This is a genomic window from Nostoc sp. JL23 (assembly GCF_017115065.1).
Lineage (GTDB): Bacteria > Cyanobacteriota > Cyanobacteriia > Cyanobacteriales > Nostocaceae > Nostoc > Nostoc punctiforme_A.
Genome location: NZ_JABXKN010000111.1, coordinates 84,335 through 103,652 on the forward strand (window position 1 = coordinate 84,335; position 19,318 = coordinate 103,652).

The following is a 19,318-nucleotide window of genomic DNA, read 5'->3' on the forward strand; positions in this document are numbered from 1 at the left end:
GTAGGAAGGGTACATCAATAAGTGATGCCCGTGTTAAATATAGATAATTCAGTATGCATCCTTATTCAGTCATATTTTGGCATATCAGGATGATTGGGAAAATTTTAATGGGTTTATTCCAAAAAGAAACTCCAGATGCACTTAAGGCATTCTGGAGCAGTAACAGGTTTCTAACATCAATCAATTCTTACATCTGCGATCGCCCGATGTCGTTAGGGTATATACTCAAATGTGTTTTATGTCTACTCATCCGCAAATAGAGCAGCAAATTACCTTCTTTTCTACCCATAACCTCCATGTATCTACAGAATTCTACGAACAAAAACTAGGTTTGAAGTTATGGCTTGACCAAGGAACCTGCCGAATTTATACTGTTAGTGGTTCTGGATACTTAGGATTGTGTCAAGCAAGCGAAAAATTAAGTCCTCCAACCGATAAGCAATCAAGTGTTATTTTTACTCTAGTAACACAACAGGTGGATGAATGGTTTGAATATCTCAAAGAACGTGGCGTCAAATTTGAAAAGCCACCTACACTAAATGAAAAGTACAATATTTACCATTGCTTTTTCCGCGATCCTGATGGTTATTTGATTGAAATTCAACGTTTTGAGACTAATGACAATAAAAAAGACATAACCAAATAAGTTATGTCTATACATTTTTTATAATGCTTGTTTTTAAGCTAACAAATACTGAACATATCGGTTCAATAAATATTTTATTAGGGTGAATACATGATGAACGAAAAAATCAAATGGTTCCGCACAGCATTACAACCTAAAGGTTCAGTAATGAAAGCAATTTTCAAACATGTTTTATGGTGTGGAGCTTTCGGATTTTTAATTTCTCTGCTTCACTATTTTGAAAAACCTGTATCCCAGCCTATTTTAGTAAATGTGATTCCTAGTATTGTTTTAGGTTTGTTACTTGTATTTCGTACAAATACTGCTTATGAGCGATTTTGGGAAGGGAGAAAATGCTGGGGTTCTATAGTAAATAACGTCCGAAATTTAGCGAGGCAAATTTGGGTATCAGTTGATGAAATTTCACCAGAAGATAAAGACAATAAAATTACGGCATTAAACTTATTGGTAGCGTTTGCTGTAACAACTAAACTACATTTGCGAGGAGAAGCTGTCAATAGCGAGTTAAAAGACTTAATGCCATCTACTAAGTACATAAAACTGAAGATTATGAATAATCCTCCTATAGAGGTAGCCTTTTGGATAGGAGATTATTTACAGCAACAGTACGATCGTAATTGCCTTAATAGCTACCAGCTAACATCTCTGCAAGAATTATTGAATAGTCTTGTGGATAATTTAGGTGCTTGCGAACGTATTTTAAAAACACCTATGCCGCTTGCTTATGCTATTCATTTGAAGCAATTACTGATATTATATTGCTTTTTGCTACCATTTCAAATAGTAGACAGTCTCGGTTGGTGGACAGGTTTAGTTTCTGCTTTGGTTGGGTTTACTTTGTTTGGCATTGAAGCCATTGGCTTAGAGATAGAAAACCCCTTTGGTTATGACGCTAATGATTTACCATTAGATGCAATTTGTGAAACAATGAAGCGCAATATTGACGATTTAATTACTTTGACTCCCAATGCGCGATCGCACACAGAAAATATATGATTAAAGTAGACATTACAAATTATTTTTAGTATTGAAAGTATTCATTTTTAATTTTTAATTTTTAATTCCGCTTTGCGGTACTAGTCATGCTCCATAAAATTTGTGATTGCTGCGACGGATTGCACTCAACGCATTGAATTTGGAGCAATCGTCAAAAATCGAATCAAGCGGCGAGTAGACGCTACGAAGTCAAGCCGGGGATAATGGCTTTTGGTTCCTGTTTGGGTAACACTCAGGCTGCTCGGCAGGTATTTCAAATTGATGCTAATTTTACCCGTTACTGTCAAACTAAACTTTTAGCCCGTGGCGAAGAGAATGGTACTTTAGCAGCATCTGCGGGAATTATATAACTATAACTATCGGGAAAAGTCCTTTTCCCAACTTTCTGCATATAAGTAGATCCGTTCTTTTCTGTCCATTTGATTCCCAACTCTACTTGTGTATACACCGTAGCTTTTTAAGGGGGGAACCGGAATTAAAGTCCCCCAATTTATCGGGGGATTTAGGGGTATTTAGAACGTTTTGCTACCAACAAGAGGACTTTTCAAACATCCTCTTAGACACCAAGTTGATTCTGAGCAAAGTGAAATACTTGTTTCATAGTTATGCTCAACCACAAGTCCCATAAATACAAAATTTCCCATACCGGATGTATGAAAATATTAATTCAACACCGTCATTACGACAATGAAATTAGTGGAGTTTTAACTTACATTTATTCTATTATTCCTGAGTTGGAAGCTAGATTAATTGAAGTTAAAACTATTTCTACCAGACAAGATAATATCGCCAAATGGTTTAGTTATATTGTTTGGGCAGATATAGTACACATGAATTCTAATGACTTATTGTTTACTTTATTATGTAAAGCCTTGCAAAAAAAGATAATTATTAAATACCATTATTCCCTTTATCAATCTACTCATACTAGTTATGAACAGATGAAGTTGACGCAACGTTTAAAAGCTGAATTTAAACACACATTGCCGAAAGCTAATTATCCATTAAAGTGGAAATTACACACTTTTATCAAATGGGCACGCCTAATCACCCGGCTTTCTACTGCCTTATTAGCCGATTATCATACAGCTTGTAGTAACTTTTTAGGAGCATCTTCTGCTTTTCCTTGGCCAGTTGATACGTTATATAATCCCATTGAAATCAAGTCGGAAAACCAGCTTAAAACTTTAGAAAATTTATCTCAGCCATATAATTTTATTTTTGTCGGTAGATTAGCTACAGACAAAGGTGTAGATATTTTATTAAAAGCAACGCGGATTTTACAAGATGAAAATAAAGAATTTAAAATTACTATTATTGGCGATGGCGAACAATCTCAGGAATTAAAACAGTTAACGTCTGATTTAGGAATTGCCAACAAAGTTAATTTTTTAGGTAAAGTTCCTCAAAAAGAAGTACTTCTAAAAGTTCAAGATGCTTTGGCTTTAATTGCTCCATCTCGTTGGCAAGATCCAGCACCTTACGTAGTGCAAGAAGCCTCTAGCGTTCAAACCTGCTCGATTGTCTCAAAAATGGGAGGATTGTCAGAAGTGGCAGGGCCGCACAGCTTATTTTTTGAAAATGAAGATGCAGAAGAATTAGCCAAATGTATGCGAGACTGCTTAGATAATCCAGACGAAGCAATTAACCGGGGTTTTCAGTCCAGCCAATACGTTGCGGAAAACTTTTCAGCTACGCGTGCTGTTAATAGACTACTGGAAATTTGTAGCCAACTTACTCCTAAAGCAATTGGTAACAAAGTCTGATACATAATTCCCGTTACAGGGTTGCTGCCCTGTAACAGGCTCATTGGAAGCTCTACCAATAGTACATAAGCACTTCCTTATGGCCCAGAAAAGACAGCTTGTTCTACATCATCCCGACTAAGAGAATACTTGAATGAGCGTTGGATATCTTGTCCATTTTCCCCAGATTGGACATATCGGACGACGATTTGCTCAACATCAAGCCATAATTCAGCTTGCCAACTAGGTCGCTGTACACGCCAGCAATGCCTTTGTGTTTCGTCTTGTTGACAGCCTTGGTCTTTTAGCCACTGCTCAATTTGTGGCAGGGGATGATTATATAGGGGAGTATCAGAGGGAAGAAGAACCATAGGAATTTTAGATTTCGGATTAGGGAATTGTTTAATTTTTAATGATCAGATAGGTAATTAGTTGCGAAATATAGATAATCTGCTGTTGTACAGATGTAGTTGGTTGCAGCAAATGGGAATGGATTGCAGCCTCGCCACGAGTTAAGCCAATGGCAACTGCTAATAAGAGACAACCTACAAATGTTAACACCAGCATAAATAAAGCAAAGATTTCGCCAGATGATAAGGGGCGATCGCTCGCATCGAGGTAAGCTGATTTTGACCAGTCATGAGAATGCGAAACGGGATGATTCAAATCAGGGGGTGGTTGAATTACTCCAAAACGGGAATAGCCAATTTTTAAATCGTAGCTTAACCGCCGTTCTGGATGGCTAAGGGTGGCGTAGGCTTCGTTGATTTGCTGAAATTTGGGAGTGGCGATCGCAGTGGGCAAGTCTGTAGTATCAGGATGATAGAGTTTGCTCAGTTGCCGATAAGCACGACGAATGTCAATTACCGATGCCCAGGGATGCAGTCCTAGCAGGGAGTAATAAGTTGGTTCGCTGCTTTGTGGCATTGCCCCGTTTTGATTCACATCTGTTTGAGTCACTTTGCTCAAAGATATTTTTTATATTTTAAATCCTTTATGAATTGGAGAAGACACAGCAGGTCTAGCATTTGATAAGATATCTTAATAAAGCATTTAATTAGATGCGATGCACATCAAAATTAATCTCGAAAATATTCAAACTCTTACCGACTTCAAGCGCAATGCCAAAGATTACGTAGAGAAGATCAAGGCAACAAAGTCCCCGCTTGTACTAACGGTAAATGGGAAACCTGAGATTGTGGTGCATGAAGCGCAAGCGTTTCAGCAGATGATAGATGAACTCCAGCGCCTTGAGGAAGAACTGCAAAAACTCAAGTTAGAAGCGTTACGCAGTACTAATTAATGTTTGTCACAACTGTCGGACGCATTGTCACTCTTGTATTTAAAGGATTAGTGAAATCGGGTAAAAATTCTGTGGGCTGGCATTTTGCATTTTTATTAACTCTCATTTCTTTATACTTCAAATTGAAGTGCGGAATGTGGGTTTAAAATAACAATGTGATCGCCTGAAGGTAATTTTGCTTGTAAAAGAGCTTTTTCTGCTATGCTAATTAGCTTATTTAGAGATAGTTCCAAGCTAGGAATAACACTTGTCACACCTAAGCTGAAGTTGATAACTTCGTCCGTTTTGGAATTATCATTGGCTATGTTAATAGATTTTACAGAAGACAGAATATTGTCTGCAATCTGCAAAGCTTCTTCAGCCTGAGTATTTGGCAAAACTATAGCGAATTTGTCAACATCAAAACTGGCTATAAAATCCGCTCCCCGCCGCTTGGATTTACTTAGAGTGTCAGCAATTTGGCGCATATATCCATCTCTAGCTTGATACTCATCATTAGCCTTGGGAAAGTGAACACACATCAAAATCAAAGAAAGAGATAATTTATACTTTTGCAAGCGCTTCCATTCGCGTTCTAAATATTCATCAAAGTAGTAACGATTAGCAATTTTAGTTACGCTATCTATAGAAGTGAGGCGTTGCAAATCGCGATTTGCAACTTCCATCTGTGCTGTCAGTAAGCATTCTCGTTGAATCTTTTGTTGCAGTTCTGCTATCCCCCCTCTTGATGTCAGCAAGCGATTGACTCGCTGACTAAGTAGACTCCAATCGATTGGTTTTGTGATGTAGTCTGTTGCACCAGCTTCAAAAGCTCGGTCAACAGATTCTTGATCGTCGAGAGAAGTAATCATTAAAATCGGCGGACAATTATCACCTAGAAGCGTTTGCATCTGAGCACAACAACTGAAGCCGTCCAAGCCTGGCATCATCGCATCTAACAAAATTAGATCTGGCACTTGCTGTTGACAAATATCTAAACAATGTTGACCGTTACATGCTTCGGTAACTCGATATCCTTCTTTCTCCATAGCTCGATGCAGTACTAATCGTAAGCCTCTCTCATCATCGACAACAAGAACTAAAGGTGGGTTATTTTGAAAATCGTAATTAATCATTTTACCTATTAGGATGTTGTAATACTAAAGCAGCTTTTACCCTTTGATACTCTGTTTCAAGTTCTGGAACTAGAGTAGAAGCACTGAGTGTAGTACCAGTACGACCCATCGTTTCTAATTCTTGGCACAGTTCGGCAAAAGGCATAGCGCCGATAGTCACACTCAAAGATTTCAGGGAATGAGCAACACTATGAAGCTCAGTAGCATCTTTTTTGTCAATTGCGTTATGAATAGCCAATAACCTTTGTGGCGCATCTTCTAAATAGTTATCAATAAACTCTACCAAAATTTCAGTATCACCTACCATATCTTTTAAGGCTTGAAAGGTTTCGGCATCGATCGCTGGAGCTAGGATTACTTGTTGTTCTATTTCCGATTGAGAACCTTGCTCATCTTTTTTAACAAAAACCTTTAAGTCTTGATTTTCATTAGCTGATGGCTGCAAAATTTGATAGTTTTTGAAAGCTTGGACGAGAGCTTCCATACGGATAGGTTTGCTGATGTAATCATTCATCCCGGCACTAAGGCATTCCTCTCTGTCGCCTTGCATAGCATGAGCGGTCATGGCAATAATCCAAGGTCGGCTGTTGTCTGGCCATTCCTGGCAAATTCTCCGAGTAGCTTCCAACCCGTCCATTTCTGGCATTTGCACATCCATGAAGACTAAATCATAGGATTGTTGGCGTAAAGCTAACAGCACTTCTAATCCATTATTCGCAGTGTCAGCACGATAGCCTATCCGCTCTAACATGAGTAGCGCTACCTTCTGATTTAAAGAAACATCTTCCACTAAGAGAATTCGCAATGGCAGCTTTTGACTCAACTGAGAATAAAATGCTGGTGGAAATGATTTTGTTGGTGATAGAAAAAATTTTTCGTTGTATAAGGTATGGACGAATATGTTATAAAGCTGCGATCGCTTTATTGGTTTAGTTAAGATAGAAACTAAGCCTAGTTTTTCTTCATGCTCTTTCTGGATTAATCTTTCAACGTCACTCAGCATTACTAAAGGTAGGTTTTGACAGCTTGCTAAGGAGTGAATCTGTCCTGCCAGAGTTAAACCGTTCATCTCTGGCATCCGCATATCTAAAACGGCGATATCAAATTGTTCACCTGAATTAATCAATTCCAAAGCTGACAAACCTGACTCCAGTGAGTGAACCAACATTCCCCAATTAGCGGCTTGTAGGCTAATCAATTGTCGGTTAGTAGCATTGTCATCGACCACTAACAGGCGTTTTCCGATTAAATTTGGTTGAACAACCCCAAGGTCAATGTTTTCGCTACTAGAAGTTGAGTGAGCTAGTAGTGTGAAATAAAATGTTGAGCCAACTCCCACAAAACTCTCAACCCACACGCTGCCACCCATCATTTCACATAAGCGCTTACTAATTGCTAAACCCAATCCAGTACCGCCATATTGGCGAGTTATTGAGGTATCGACTTGGCTAAAAGGCTTAAATAGTCGCTCCATCCGTTCTTGGGGTATGCCAATGCCTGTATCTTTAACAGCAAATTGAATTTCGTATTCGTCTTTGCTGATTACTTGTTTGACCGTTACAGAAATTACAATTTCTCCAACTACGGTGAATTTGATGGCATTACCGATCAAATTGACTAGAATTTGTCGGACTCGCGTCACATCTTTGACGATGGTGCTTGGGGTTTGGGCATCAATTAGGTAAGCTAAATTTAGATTTTTAACAGCAGCTTGAGGAGCTAATAAATCTAAAGCTTCTTCTATGCAATAGCGGAGGTTGAAAGGATGTTCCTCTAAATCTAATTTACCGGACTCAATCTTAGAGAAGTCCAAAATATCATTAATGATAGTCAGCAAGGAATCACTGCTACTGCGGATAATTTCTACAAAATCCTGTTGTTCGGGAGCGAGTCCCATATCTAGCAGCAGCCCTGTCATCCCGATAATGGCATTCATTGGAGTACGAATTTCGTGGCTCATCATGGCCAAAAATTCACTTTTGGCCCGATTTGCAGCTTCTGCTTCCAGTTTTGCCTGCTTCAAGGCCCAGTTTTTCCAGGTGAGTTCTTCTAGTTGCATAGTTTCTTGTTCTAACAAGTACGCCTGTGCCAAGGCGATACCCACTTGCGCTGCAACTGCTTCCAATAATTCAATTTCTTCTAGAGTCCATTGGCGAAAATGGCTACACTGTTGGATTCCGATGATCCCATTTGTTTTTCCTTGATAGGAGGTGCGGACTGCTAACATGGACTTTAAGTCCAGGTTTCGACAAACTGTTTGCATTCCTTGGAGTAAAGGGTCGGCGTACACATCATTTGAAGCGATCGCCTCATCCTGTGCGATGATTTTCTCGGCATGAAGATTGCCAGCGATGGGAAGCTCAAATTTCAGCATGGAGCTGTAACTAGGAACAACATACTCGGCCACTGCGGGAATTTGCAGACTGGAGTCGCTAATGTAAGAGTGAATTGTACAGCGATCTACTTGAAATAATTGTCCAATTTGAATGACAGCCGTCTGAAAGATTTTTTTGGTGTCAAGGCTTTGACGAATTTGCTGAGTGATTTGTTTAAGCAGAACGGTTTGTCGAAGCTGCTGTTTTAGCGCTTCTTGAGTCTGCTTGCGATCGGTGATATCTTTCATGAAGCAGTGGTGCCCAACAAATTGCTGCTGTTCATCGTAAGCAGAGATCATCACAACCTGCTTATAAAAAATAGTCCCGTCTTTTTTAATTCCTCTGGCTTCAGCTTCTACTCTGCCATCCCTGAGCATTTGATGATAGGCATCTATCATATGTTTAATATCGTCAGGATAAACGATTTGTTGCCACTCCATCCCTAACATTTCTTCAGGTTGATAGCCTGCAATGATAGCGTAGACTCGGTTAACAGCGATGTAACGTCCCTGTGCATCAATTCTTGACATCCCTGATACTGCGTTTTCCAGGGCAGTACTCATTTGCTGCAATTCCGCTTCGGTTCGTTTGCGATCGCTGATATCAGTATGAGTTCCCAGTAGCCGCAAAGGACTACCGTCTTCATTGCGCTTCATAACCAAGCCGCGATCCAAAATCCACTTGTATGTACCGTCCTTACACAAAAGGCGGTGTTCACTGACATACTGTGGAACTTCCCCTCGAAAATGCTTTTCAATCTCGATGTCTACCCTGGCTTTATCTTCAGGATGAACTCGCTTGTCCCATTCGCTTAAATCATTGCCAATTTCATCGTCGGCAAATCCCAACATCTCCTTCCAGCGTCGAGAGAAAAATACCTTATTAGTTTGGGCATTCCAGTCCCAAATCCCGTCACCATTTCCTTCGAGAGCATATTTCCAGCGTTCTTCACTTTCCCGTAGGGCTGACTCGGCTCGTTTGCGATCGGTAATTTCGACAAAAATAATTCCAATTCCTATCGGCTGGCTTGTTCCAGATTGAATGGGAAAGTAAGAAGCTAACCAAGTTCGCTCTACACCTGGAAATTTGGCAGTTTTTCCACTAACTTCAAAATCGAGAACAGATTCCCCAGTAGTCAAAACGTGCTGGAATATTTGCTCCTGCTGGGGTGCCAAATCAGGGACAATTTCCCGTGGTGTTTTGCCGAAATGCTCGGCTGCGGAGACTCCATTAATTTCTGCCAATCCTTCATTGATCACCAGAAAACGTAATTGGCTATCAAGCAGCGTGATGCCAACAGGCGCACTAGCAATAAATGCGTCTAGTAGCTGTTGTTTTTGGGCTAGTTCCTGCTTAAGGGCTTTGCGATCGCTAATATCATTTAGGACACAAATTGCACCTAATTGTCGCCCCTGAGCATCGATAATGGCTTGTCCACCTGCGATTAAGGTCCGTGCTGACCCATACTTTGGAATCATCACCATTTCTAGATCATGGACTCGCTCTCCTTGCAAAGCTCGAAATAGTGGACTATCCTCCTTTGGCATCGGAGTTTTACCATCAGCCAAATAAAGATCGTAGCACTGCACCCATTCTTCTGCTGAGATGAGTTGTTCTGGTAAATTGTGCCACTCCTGTAAGGTTCGGTTGGAAAGCGTCAAAATGCCATCAGCATTACAAGCCACGATCCCTGCTCCCACATTGTCCAGCAGAACTTTGAGGAACTCTCGTTCCTTTTGTAATATCTCCTCTGCCTGCTGGCGCTCGATTTCGCTCCTAATCCACTGCGCCATTAGCTTGAGCAGTTCTTTATGACCAGATTTGAATTGTTCTGTACGAGGAGCATAGCTAGAGAAACTGAGGGTACTATAAACTTGATCTCTGACTAAAACTCGCGTTCCAATGTAAGACTCCATGCCAAATGCAGTGTAAGCGGCATGGTTATGCCATCTAGAAGCTCCTGTATGTTCAATCGTGAGAGGTTCATTTGTATCTAAAACTTCACTGCATAGAGTCTGTTTAATATCAAAAATATCGCCTTTATTCAGGGTATTATTGGGCGATTGAGCAGCCATCACTTCATAGCGGCTATTTTCTACCCGCCCCAAAATCCCAAACTCCAGATTAAATACTTGGCATCCCATCGTGAGTAGCTTTTGAAGGCGCAACTCAAAATTAAGATAGTGGGCAGATGTAATTTCATGCAACGATCTTATAGCTGCTTCGCTTTCTTTCAGTTCCTCTTTTGCTTTTTTGATTGGAGTGATATCAAAACGGATTGCTAAATACTTGAAGGATTTGCCATTATCATCTAGGCAGGGCACAATCGTCGTATCAACCCAATAAGAAGAACCGTCTTTTGCTCGGTTTTGAATTTCTCCTCGCCAAACCTTACCAGTAGCGATTGTTGACCAGAGTTGCTTAAAGAAAGCGGGTGGATGATAGTCAGATTTGATTAATCGATGGGTTTGTCCAATCAATTCCTCTCTCGTGTATTGGGAGAGTTCACAGAACTTATCATTAACGTAGGTAATGATTCCGCGATGATCTGTGACTGCAACGATCGCTGACTGGTCGAGGGCAAATTTCTGAAATTCCAATTCACGTAGCGTTTTTTGTAGCGACTGTTCAGCTTGTTTACGCCTTGTGATGTTAGTGCCAATACCTAGAAATCCGTTCAGGTTACTTGTCCGGTCGTACAGTGCAGTTACCGACAACAGTACTGGAAAGCGAGAACCATCTTTAGCAATGTATGTCCATTCCCGCTCATCAATTTGTCCCAGATGTGCTTTCGCAACAAAAACCTCAAACCCTGGTGCAATTTGACGATTGAGTTCTTGTGATAGTTCTGCGGCTCGTTGCACAACTTCATCCGGGTTGTGAAAGATGGCAGGAGTTGTTTTGCCAATCACTTCAGCAGCAGTATATCCTAACCATTGTTCAGCCGCCGCATTAAAGGTGCAAATCGTGCCATTGGTGTCAGTGGAGATAATGGTGTAGTTGGCACTATCAAAGATGGCTTGCTGGAGTGTCATAGTTGACTGGAGATTAATCTCTGTTAGCTGAAGTTCAGATATTTTGAGATCGAGTTTCTGGTTGATCAACTCAATACGGCGACTACGCCGTTTAGCGGATTGAGCAAAATACAGAGCCAACGCTAAAGACCAAGCGATGAAAAGACCTCCAATCAGGACAAGGCTCGGAAGTAGCGATCGCTTTTGTTGTAAGAAAGCTGAACTAGGGATAATCTGAACTTGCCAACTAATGCCATGCAGATTAATAGTTAGCTTCTGTGTCCAACTCAAAGTTGCTAGAGACGCAGATCCATGCCTGTAGATGAGTTCATCCTCATCAAAAATTGCAATCTGATAATTCTGAATAACTTGTTCTGGTAGGATGCGATCAAGAAGTGATTGTATTTGGAAAACTCCAACAAGGTAGCCATCGAAACGTTCCCCAACATACAAAGGAACACATACCAAAAAGCCCTTGCCACCTTGTGTCAGTTCTAGGGTGCGAGTCAAGGTTGTTTGCCTTAAATTGCGAGCGGTTAAGAGTGCAGTTCGTCGTTGGGCACTCTGGCTCAGGTCTAGATTGAGCGTCGATTCATTCCCTTTTAGAGGAGCAATCCAACGGACATGAGCAGTGGAATCAACCCACTCGATCGCCTGATATCCTTTAATATCCTTCAAATAAGTGGCTGCATCAACTTCCCATACTGGCCGAAGAGTACCTCCACTGACTTCCCACCGCTTCGCCATCCGTTCTAAGGCGAGAATGCGGCGGTCAAGTCGGCTGCTTAACCCAGTTTTAACAGCCGTCGCCTCCTGAGCAATTAAATGGGTAATCTCAGTGTGCTGATATATTAGTAAATTCTGCCAAAGCAACAAAACTACAATTGAAGTGATAATGCCAATCGCAACGGGGAGCGATCGCCCAATATTCTGTTGACAAAAACGGCTCTGTCTAGCTTGTGGAAAAATGAATCTAAAAGGTTTAAACAAACGATATAAGATAGCGTTTTGTCACTACCGTTTTGTTACACTGTGGTTTAGTGTTCCCTAAAAAGCTGATTAAAGCGTCATTGTAGATAAAATGTAAAAAACTTACCGAGAAGTAGCGAAAATATTTTGGCACTTGCTAGATGGATGCCTAAGCGAGGAAGTCACCCTCCTGACTCGGCTACAAAACCGTGCATAAGATGTTAACCTCATGTGAGTTCGACGGATAGGAAAGCACAAAAAGCTTGCTATGTATGAATTTGCTCAACTACCTTTATCGATTCCACACCAATTAATCTTTGTCACAACTGTCGGGCGCATTCTCACTCTTGTATTTATTAGTTCCGTCGAACTCACGTTTTATTAAGATTCATACTTTATCCCTAACGGATTAAATCAGCACGGGGTTTAAAGGTTTCAACTTGCCGTAACTTTTCGTAAAGTTCTCGTTCTTCTTGACTAATATTTTTCGGTGTAACTATTTGGATTTCTACTAATTGATCGCCACGTTTACCGTCATCACTGGGATAGCCTTTATTCCCTAGTCGAAATTTTTGACCAGACCTAACTCCGGGAGGGGTGGTCATTTTCACAGGGCCATCAAGAGTAGGTGCTTCTACCTGTCCTCCTAAAACTGCTTCACTGGGAGTAACAGGTACTTGGCAGACGATATTTAAACCTTCTAACTTAAATAATGGATGAGGTTCAACGGTAATTTTTAAGTATAGATCGCCACCACCAACGCCTTGGTTCCGCAAACGAATAGTTTGACCTGTTACCATCCCTGGAGGCATATTAACTTCTAGCGATCGCCCATCTTCCAAACGAATCCGTTCATTACCACCTTGATAAGCTTTTTCTAGTGGAAGTGTTAATCTGGCTTCTATATCTCGACGCGTTGTCCGAGGTGGAGTGTTAACTGTGTAGGCAACTTTTGTTCTGGGGGAACGAAACGGATCGCTATTATTGCCATTACTGGAGTTATTTGCCGCACTCTTATTTTTAACGCCGATAACTTGATTAATAAAACTTTCAAAGTCGGAGAATTGGCTGGGATCTACATCCTGATTCCCGTTGCGATCGCTAGGAGTACTCTGCCAAGTTTTAGCCTTTGGCGTTTGTTTGTTGCCTGCAAAGCCTTTTTGCTTCCAGTAGCGGCTAAACTGGTCGTACTGCGATCGCTTGGCTGGATCGGAAAGAACTTCATAAGCCTCGCCAATATCCTTAAATTTTTCCTCAGATTCTTTGTTACCCGGATTCAGATCGGGGTGATATTGCCTTGCTAACCGCCGATAAACCTTTTTAATTTCCTCACCAGAGGCATCTTTAGATACTCCTAAAATCTCGTAGTAATCGCGAAAGTTCGGCAAATTTTGCATAGTTCAGTTATTTAAATTTTAGATTTTAGATTTTGGATTAATTATGAGTTAGGAGAAAGGAGTTAGGAGTTAGGAGTTGAAAGATTTATTTTTAACTCCTAACTTCTAACTCCTAAGTTTTCTTATAACCAATCATTGTCTTCTTCATCATCCCAGTTATCTTGGTAGCTGGGGCGGGATTTGCGGGGAGGACGGCTTTCATAAGAGGAAGAACGATTATCGCGGCTATAATCTCTGTCATAGTCTTTACCGTAATCTTTGCCATAGTCTTTACTGTATGAGTCGCGTTCTCGATATGTATCTCTGGGAGATTCGCGTTCTCGTTCTTTATCACCGCCAGTAAAGATGTCACGGATAGTCCCAAACAAGTCGTCATCTTCATCTTCAGCATAAGTCTGGCGGACTTCTCGATTTAGCTCATAGAGAGCATCTTGCAAGTCGGCGTAGGCTTGATCGATACCGCGATCGCTATTTTCCTGAAGACTTTCTTTTAGTTGTCGGCAAATATTATCAATTCTTTGGCGGCGGCTGCGGGCAAACTGCATACCAAATTCCAGTGCGACTTCTCTAAGTTGTCGTTCTGCTTGGAAAATCAACGCCTCAGAACGAGTCCGCTTTTCTATTCTCTCTTTACGTTCGCGATCGACATCGGCGTATTTCTGAGCGTCTTGAATCATTCGATTCACTTCCGACTCGTTCAAGGTGGAAGCACCTTGAATGGTGATACTCTGCTCTCGCCCAGTGGTTCTATCTAAGGCTGTTACCTGTAAAATACCATTAGCATCAATATCAAATGACACTTGAACTTGAGGAATTCCTCGTGGCGCTGGTGGGATGCCATAGAGCTTGAACCGCCCTAAAGACTTGTTGTTTGCTGCCATTTCCCGTTCGCCCTGAACTACGTGAATTTCTACAGTGTTTTGGTTATTTTCAGACGTAGAAAAAATGTCAGAACGACGGACTGGAATTGTCGTATTGCGGGGAATAAGTTTTTTCATCACGCCGCCGATGGTTTCCAATCCCATAGATAGGGGTGTAACATCCAAAAGCAGCACATCTTTGAGTTCACCTGCCAGAATTCCGGCTTGAATTGCTGCGCCTACTCCCACGACTTCATCGGGATTGACATTCTCGTTGGGTTCTGTGCCAATTAAGTCGCGCACAAGCTGCTTTACCATTGGCATTCGTGTAGAACCGCCAACTAACACAACTTCTTCAATATCTCTAGGTGAAAGTCCGGCATCTTTCAGGGCGCGTTTCACGGGTGTCCGTAAGCGCCCCACTAAATCACCACATAAGCCTTCAAACTGGGAACGCGTTAGACGAGTTTCCAGATGTTTGGGGCCTTCCTGATCGGCAGCAATAAAAGGTAAGTTAATATCGGTAACGCTGACAGAGGAAAGTTCAATTTTTGCCTTTTCCGCAGCTTCCATCAAGCGTTGTAAAGATTGTCTCTCGCGTCTTAAATCTACCCCTTCGACTTCCAGAAATTGCTCTGCTAACCAATCTACTATTATTTTGTCAAAGTCATTCCCACCAAGTTGCGTATCTCCACTGGTAGCTTTGACTTCAAATATCCCATCGCCTACTTCTAAAATCGACACGTCAAAAGTACCACCACCCAAGTCAAAGACTAAGATAGTTTCCGTGTCACCACGATCTAATCCATAAGCCAAAGATGCCGCCGTCGGTTCATTGAGAATCCGCAACACCTCTAAACCAGCAATTCTGCCAGCGTCACGGGTTGCCTGCCGTTGAGAATCATTAAAATAGGCGGGTACTGTAATCACTGCCCCTGTGACTGGTTCACCCAAATAGCGACTAGCATCGTCTGCCAATTTCTTCAGCACCATTGCCGAAATTTCTTCTGGGGCAAAATCTTTATTCAGACGAGGACAGGCAATTTTTATATTACCTACTTCGTCTTTGCGGATTGTGTAGGGCACACGCTTAGAATCTGCATTAAGTTCACCATACTTCCGCCCAATGAAGCGTTTAACTGCAAAAAAGGTATTTTGGGGATTGAGGACGGTTTGTCGCCGTGCCATTTGCCCAACCACCCTTTCACCTTCTTTGCTGAAGCCAACTACGGAGGGGGTTGTTCGCATTCCTTCTGCATTGGCAATCACCACCGGCTTGCCACCCTCCATAACGGCGACTACTGAGTTGGTTGTACCCAAGTCGATGCCGACTACCTTGCCCATGCGTTACTCTTCTCCTAAAGTGTCTTATATATTTATTATGATTGGGCGGAACTACCTCTAGCTTTGTGCTACAAGATAAAAACACCTCAATGTATAATACTCATCATTAAGGCAGTAAGCTAAGAAGTGCAGCTAGAGGAGATAGTTGCAAGACTAGGATAGCATTGAGATGGTTGGTGTGCCCAAGCAGCCTCAATTCTTGATATCCGCCTACTTTTGTTTAAGTTATCTGCAAATTGGTAAGTTCATCTTAATAATGCTTGCTCTGCTTTTTTGAGTGCCTGAAAATTCTAATATTGTTGCTACTACTTAAAAGATTTGAATTTAACAGAGCGATTACAGACTTCTTTGAGTGAGATAGCGCGAGAACGCGATCCTTACATGGCAACGGCTGGACATTTTTTTGTCCAAGAATACATCCGCCAGCAATTTTCTCAATTGGGGAGTGTGGAAATCCACACCTTTAAAGTTAGAGGTAAAGCTTGCAATAACTTGATATTAAATTTACCATCCCAAGCCAGAGAGCAAAAAAAGAATTTGCTACCAATTTTAATTGGCGCTCATTATGATGGCGTTCCGGGAACAGTTGCGGCTGATGATAATGCTACAGGTGTGGCGGTGTTGCTGGAATTGGCGAGAAAGTTTGCTGCCCAAGCTGTCAGATATCCCTTAAGGTTGGTTGCTTTCGATATGGAAGAATACGGCTTACTGGGTAGTGCTGACTATGCAGCTCTGTTACATCAACAAAAGCAACAGCTACGCTTAATGATCTCCTTAGAAATGCTGGGCTATAAGGATTCTACACCTGGTTCCCAAAGTTACCCTCGTCCTCTAGAACGTTTTTACCCAGATACAGGTGATTTTATTGCTTTAATTGGCAACTTGCGGACATTGCCTGACTTAATTGGGATGAGCCGTAATATTCGCAAAGCTGGCGTATCTAGTCAATGGCTACCCGTGCCGAATCGAGGTTTAATAGTTCCCCAAACCAGACTTAGCGATCATGCACCATTCTGGGATTTGGGTTATCCGGCAATGATGGTGACAGATACGGCATTCTTGCGAAATCCACATTATCACAAAGCAAGTGATGCGATCGCTACTTTGGATTTAGATTTTCTTACTCGTGTATGTGAAGGGTTGGAAATTGCGATTCGGAGTCTATAAAAAGTTAGTAGTTAATAATTATAGGTAAAAAATATATCATAACTAGATTTAGAATAAATAAAAACTTGAAAATAGCTAAAGAAATATTAATACTGACTCTTTTAATATCTTCTAGTATATTAATCAGCAGATTTAAAAACAACAATTGGACTCTAAGAGTTGATTTTCTAACTTAGTTTGATCCAATGGAGGTCAAATTTTCAAGCTTATTGGTCTTATTGACAATAATTGAATTATATTTTTTTACCATAATTCAGTCAAACCTTTGCAGCGCTTGAAATATGAGGTGCGTGTCGCCCCTTCAGGTTTAACTACAAAATTAGATGCGCTTACCCTGCAATGACTAATAATTAATTTCTTTCCACCCATGCATAGATGCTATACCTTTTGTAACCCATTCGATCGCAATTGGAGGAGCTTCTGATATCAAAATACTAGGATAAACTGCTGCACCCCAATCGGGATGAACTAACACACGGCATTGATTTTTAATCACTGGATAGTTAAGCAAAGCTTTGACAACTGCTGTGTCGTCGTGAGGAATTGCTCCGGGATGAGAAAGCAAGGGATAGCCTGTACGAGGGTCAATCAGATCAGTTAAATAGCCGCGATCGCGCAAATTAAATGCTAAATCACAGCCAAATCTCATAAACTTTTCTCGTAAGCGTTCTTTCTCTGACTCTACTTCTGCCGTCTTTTCGACTAATTGATAACGCGATTGCTGTAATACAATCACTACTCGTAAAAATGGCTGCCGTTTCCAATCTGGTAATATCCGTTCGCAGTTGGCACAGATATATTGACTGGGAGGATGAATGGAAATTTGAACCGCTTGTCCTGTTTCGCCAACTAAATTAATGGGACAGGCTTCCTCCGAAATGTAAACTTTGGGATAGTTCACTAAATTGATTCGGCTTATACAAATTTTTTAATTTAATCTACGCTATAGATGATACCTCTTAAAAGTTAAGAAAAATCATCATTTCCCTATAATATGTTACTTTTTTTGGAAGTAGTTAATAATAATTTGAAAAATTTAATCCGAATTTTATCCTTTATTAACCTGTTCTCATAGAATTTGCTGCGATCGCTCTCGGAATTGGCATAGATACAGTGTGTGGTAGACAAGCGATGCCTATGGCGGGCTACGCCTACGCAGATGAAATATGTTCGAGCAAAATCCCAAAAAAGCAAAGCAGGTTGGAGTAAGCAGAAAATGACAAAAGTAATTATGTCTGCTAGGAGGTACTTCAGCTATACAGGCTAATTTCTATAGCACTCAGTTAATTGAGTTTTAAAGAATTCACCGGCACTTCATCCCAAGAATCAACTGTCCGCAATTGCGCTACCCAACCTGCTGCCTTTTGCCTCTCGGTCAAATTATTCTGAAAGGAATCATGACACTCTTTAGCTTGAGATTCATTACAAGTGGCAATACAGGCATGAATCATCCCAGACGGATCAATTTGCTCATTTACCCAAATAATCATGGAATATTTCCTCAATAACTGTAGCGAACAAAGCTATTAGTCATTTTAGAATACTATTAGAGTTAAAAAGTTTTAGAGCAAAATCGGTAACAAATAATGAACTAATCCTAACTACCGATTACTAATTGACAATTACCCAATTTTGCTTCATCTATTCGGCAGATATGATTTATCTCCTTTTTCGTAGCGACGGCGGTAAAGTAATTCTAACTGTCCGCCATATTCTTGAATCCAGGCAATCTGTCGCTGGTAGAGTCCCCGGAAGGTATTAGCAAATAGAAGTGTAAAGATTGCTACTACCAACCCTGATGCTGTGGATACTAAAGCTTCACTAATTCCAGATGTTACACCTGTTGTTTTACTACCTCCCACATCTCCGATATTTAGAGAAGCAAAGGAGTTAATTAATCCTAATACAGTTCCTAAAAGTCCTAATAGGGGCGCAAGACCAATAATTGTCTCAAAAATATTTTGCGATCGCTTGAGTAAAGGAATTTCGGCTTGTGCTTCACTTTCTAATGCCAAACGAAATTCCTCTGGTGTCGGCTCCTCCAATTCTAAAGCTGCTAAAAAAATTCGAGCAATGGGTAAATCAGCATTTTTCTGCAATTTATCTAAAGCACTAACTACATTATCAAGGCGATAAAGCTGTAACACCTCTCGCACTACCTTATTTTGCCGATTATTTATTCTTACCCAAAAGATGATACGTTCGATAATTAGCGCCACCCCTAACAAAGAGAATGCCAGGAGAGGCCACATGACCACGCCACCTGCTGTAAACAGATTACTAATTTCCATTTATTATTTTTTAACTCTTCAACAACGCTAGGTTAACAGATCAGGGCAAACGCATCTAAATATAGTACACATATACTAAAGAGTCTAAGAAAGGTA

At 40.9% G+C, this 19,318-nt stretch carries 14 protein-coding genes and 1 pseudogene; 6 read left to right on the plus strand and 9 right to left on the minus strand.

All coding sequences use genetic code 11. The features are described 5' to 3' along the window. The first annotated feature begins 238 nt into the window (after window positions 1-238). The 4 genes from HWQ42_RS22935 to HWQ42_RS22950 all read left to right on the plus strand — a co-directional run bounded on the left by HWQ42_RS22935 (window position 239) and on the right by HWQ42_RS22950 (window position 3,408). Complete coding sequence (locus HWQ42_RS22935; protein WP_292816393.1) at window positions 239-646, plus strand: VOC family protein; 408 nt, start codon at window positions 239-241, stop codon at window positions 644-646. A 90-nt stretch (window positions 647-736) separates the two neighbouring features. Further along, window positions 737-1,642: a bestrophin family protein gene (locus tag HWQ42_RS22940; protein WP_292816395.1), complete on the plus strand. Its 906-nt coding sequence runs from the start codon at window positions 737-739 to the stop codon at window positions 1,640-1,642. A 203-nt stretch (window positions 1,643-1,845) separates the two neighbouring features. Then, entirely contained in the window at window positions 1,846-1,992 is a 147-nt protein-coding gene (locus tag HWQ42_RS22945) for a hypothetical protein (RefSeq protein WP_292816397.1), read from the plus strand. A gap of 303 nt (window positions 1,993-2,295) precedes the next feature. After that, the gene (locus HWQ42_RS22950; protein ID WP_292816399.1) at window positions 2,296-3,408 is read left to right on the plus strand and encodes a glycosyltransferase; all 1,113 of its coding nucleotides are present in this window, start codon (window positions 2,296-2,298) and stop codon (window positions 3,406-3,408) included. A gap of 77 nt (window positions 3,409-3,485) precedes the next feature. Here HWQ42_RS22950 and HWQ42_RS22955 read toward each other — a convergent pair whose 3' ends face one another. Next, a complete protein-coding gene (locus HWQ42_RS22955; protein WP_292816401.1) occupies window positions 3,486-3,758 on the minus strand; it encodes a DUF3143 domain-containing protein in 273 nt (90 codons plus the stop codon). Between the two features lie 31 nt (window positions 3,759-3,789). Then, a complete protein-coding gene (locus tag HWQ42_RS22960) occupies window positions 3,790-4,314 on the minus strand; it encodes a J domain-containing protein (protein WP_292816419.1) in 525 nt (174 codons plus the stop codon). 139 nt (window positions 4,315-4,453) lie between these two features. On the opposite strand from HWQ42_RS22960, the pseudogene HWQ42_RS22965 reads away from it, so the two are divergent. After that, window positions 4,454-4,675: pseudogene (locus tag HWQ42_RS22965) on the plus strand (type II toxin-antitoxin system prevent-host-death family antitoxin); the annotation flags it as partial. 125 nt (window positions 4,676-4,800) lie between these two features. On the opposite strand, the gene HWQ42_RS22970 reads toward HWQ42_RS22965, so the two are convergent. The 4 genes from HWQ42_RS22970 to dnaK all read right to left on the minus strand — a co-directional run bounded on the left by HWQ42_RS22970 (window position 4,801) and on the right by dnaK (window position 15,764). Beyond that, window positions 4,801-5,805 carry a response regulator gene (locus HWQ42_RS22970; RefSeq protein WP_292816403.1) on the minus strand — a complete coding sequence of 335 codons (1,005 nt, stop codon included), beginning with the start codon at window positions 5,803-5,805 and terminating at the stop codon, window positions 4,801-4,803. Between the two features lies 1 nt (window position 5,806). Then, entirely contained in the window at window positions 5,807-12,184 is a 6,378-nt protein-coding gene (locus tag HWQ42_RS22975) for a PAS domain S-box protein (RefSeq protein ID WP_292816405.1), read from the minus strand. A 380-nt stretch (window positions 12,185-12,564) separates the two neighbouring features. Beyond that, window positions 12,565-13,560, minus strand: a complete 996-nt coding sequence (locus HWQ42_RS22980) for a DnaJ C-terminal domain-containing protein (protein ID WP_292816407.1) — start codon at window positions 13,558-13,560, stop codon at window positions 12,565-12,567. Between the two features lie 122 nt (window positions 13,561-13,682). Continuing rightward, window positions 13,683-15,764: a molecular chaperone DnaK gene (gene dnaK / locus HWQ42_RS22985; protein WP_292729748.1), complete on the minus strand. Its 2,082-nt coding sequence runs from the start codon at window positions 15,762-15,764 to the stop codon at window positions 13,683-13,685. A gap of 318 nt (window positions 15,765-16,082) precedes the next feature. On the opposite strand from dnaK, the gene HWQ42_RS22990 reads away from it, so the two are divergent. Beyond that, entirely contained in the window at window positions 16,083-16,931 is an 849-nt protein-coding gene (locus tag HWQ42_RS22990; protein ID WP_292816409.1) for a M28 family peptidase, read from the plus strand. A gap of 343 nt (window positions 16,932-17,274) precedes the next feature. On the opposite strand, the gene HWQ42_RS22995 is transcribed toward HWQ42_RS22990, so the two are convergent. The 3 genes from HWQ42_RS22995 to HWQ42_RS23005 all read right to left on the minus strand — a co-directional run bounded on the left by HWQ42_RS22995 (window position 17,275) and on the right by HWQ42_RS23005 (window position 19,222). Next, a complete protein-coding gene (locus HWQ42_RS22995; RefSeq protein WP_292816411.1) occupies window positions 17,275-17,832 on the minus strand; it encodes a methylmalonic aciduria and homocystinuria type D protein in 558 nt (185 codons plus the stop codon). Between the two features lie 382 nt (window positions 17,833-18,214). Next, window positions 18,215-18,421, minus strand: a complete 207-nt coding sequence (locus HWQ42_RS23000; RefSeq protein WP_292729756.1) for a glycogen debranching protein — start codon at window positions 18,419-18,421, stop codon at window positions 18,215-18,217. Between the two features lie 147 nt (window positions 18,422-18,568). Beyond that, window positions 18,569-19,222 (minus strand): MotA/TolQ/ExbB proton channel family protein, encoded by a 654-nt coding sequence (locus HWQ42_RS23005; protein ID WP_292729758.1) that lies wholly within the window; start codon window positions 19,220-19,222, stop codon window positions 18,569-18,571. Between the last annotated feature and the right edge of the window lie 96 nt (window positions 19,223-19,318).

Coding starts and splice junctions, on each gene's coding strand:
- HWQ42_RS22935 (WP_292816393.1), top strand. CDS start 239: ATGTCTACTCATCCGCAAATAGAGCAGCAAATTACCTTCTTTTCTACC.
- HWQ42_RS22940 (WP_292816395.1), top strand. CDS start 737: ATGATGAACGAAAAAATCAAATGGTTCCGCACAGCATTACAACCTAAA.
- HWQ42_RS23005 (WP_292729758.1), bottom strand. CDS start 19,222: ATGGAAATTAGTAATCTGTTTACAGCAGGTGGCGTGGTCATGTGGCCT.
- HWQ42_RS22955 (WP_292816401.1), bottom strand. CDS start 3,758: ATGGTTCTTCTTCCCTCTGATACTCCCCTATATAATCATCCCCTGCCA.
- dnaK (WP_292729748.1), bottom strand. CDS start 15,764: ATGGGCAAGGTAGTCGGCATCGACTTGGGTACAACCAACTCAGTAGTC.
- HWQ42_RS22970 (WP_292816403.1), bottom strand. CDS start 5,805: ATGATTAATTACGATTTTCAAAATAACCCACCTTTAGTTCTTGTTGTC.
- HWQ42_RS22945 (WP_292816397.1), top strand. CDS start 1,846: ATGGCTTTTGGTTCCTGTTTGGGTAACACTCAGGCTGCTCGGCAGGTA.
- HWQ42_RS22980 (WP_292816407.1), bottom strand. CDS start 13,560: ATGCAAAATTTGCCGAACTTTCGCGATTACTACGAGATTTTAGGAGTA.
- HWQ42_RS22960 (WP_292816419.1), bottom strand. CDS start 4,314: ATGCCACAAAGCAGCGAACCAACTTATTACTCCCTGCTAGGACTGCAT.
- HWQ42_RS22950 (WP_292816399.1), top strand. CDS start 2,296: ATGAAAATATTAATTCAACACCGTCATTACGACAATGAAATTAGTGGA.
- HWQ42_RS23000 (WP_292729756.1), bottom strand. CDS start 18,421: ATGATTATTTGGGTAAATGAGCAAATTGATCCGTCTGGGATGATTCAT.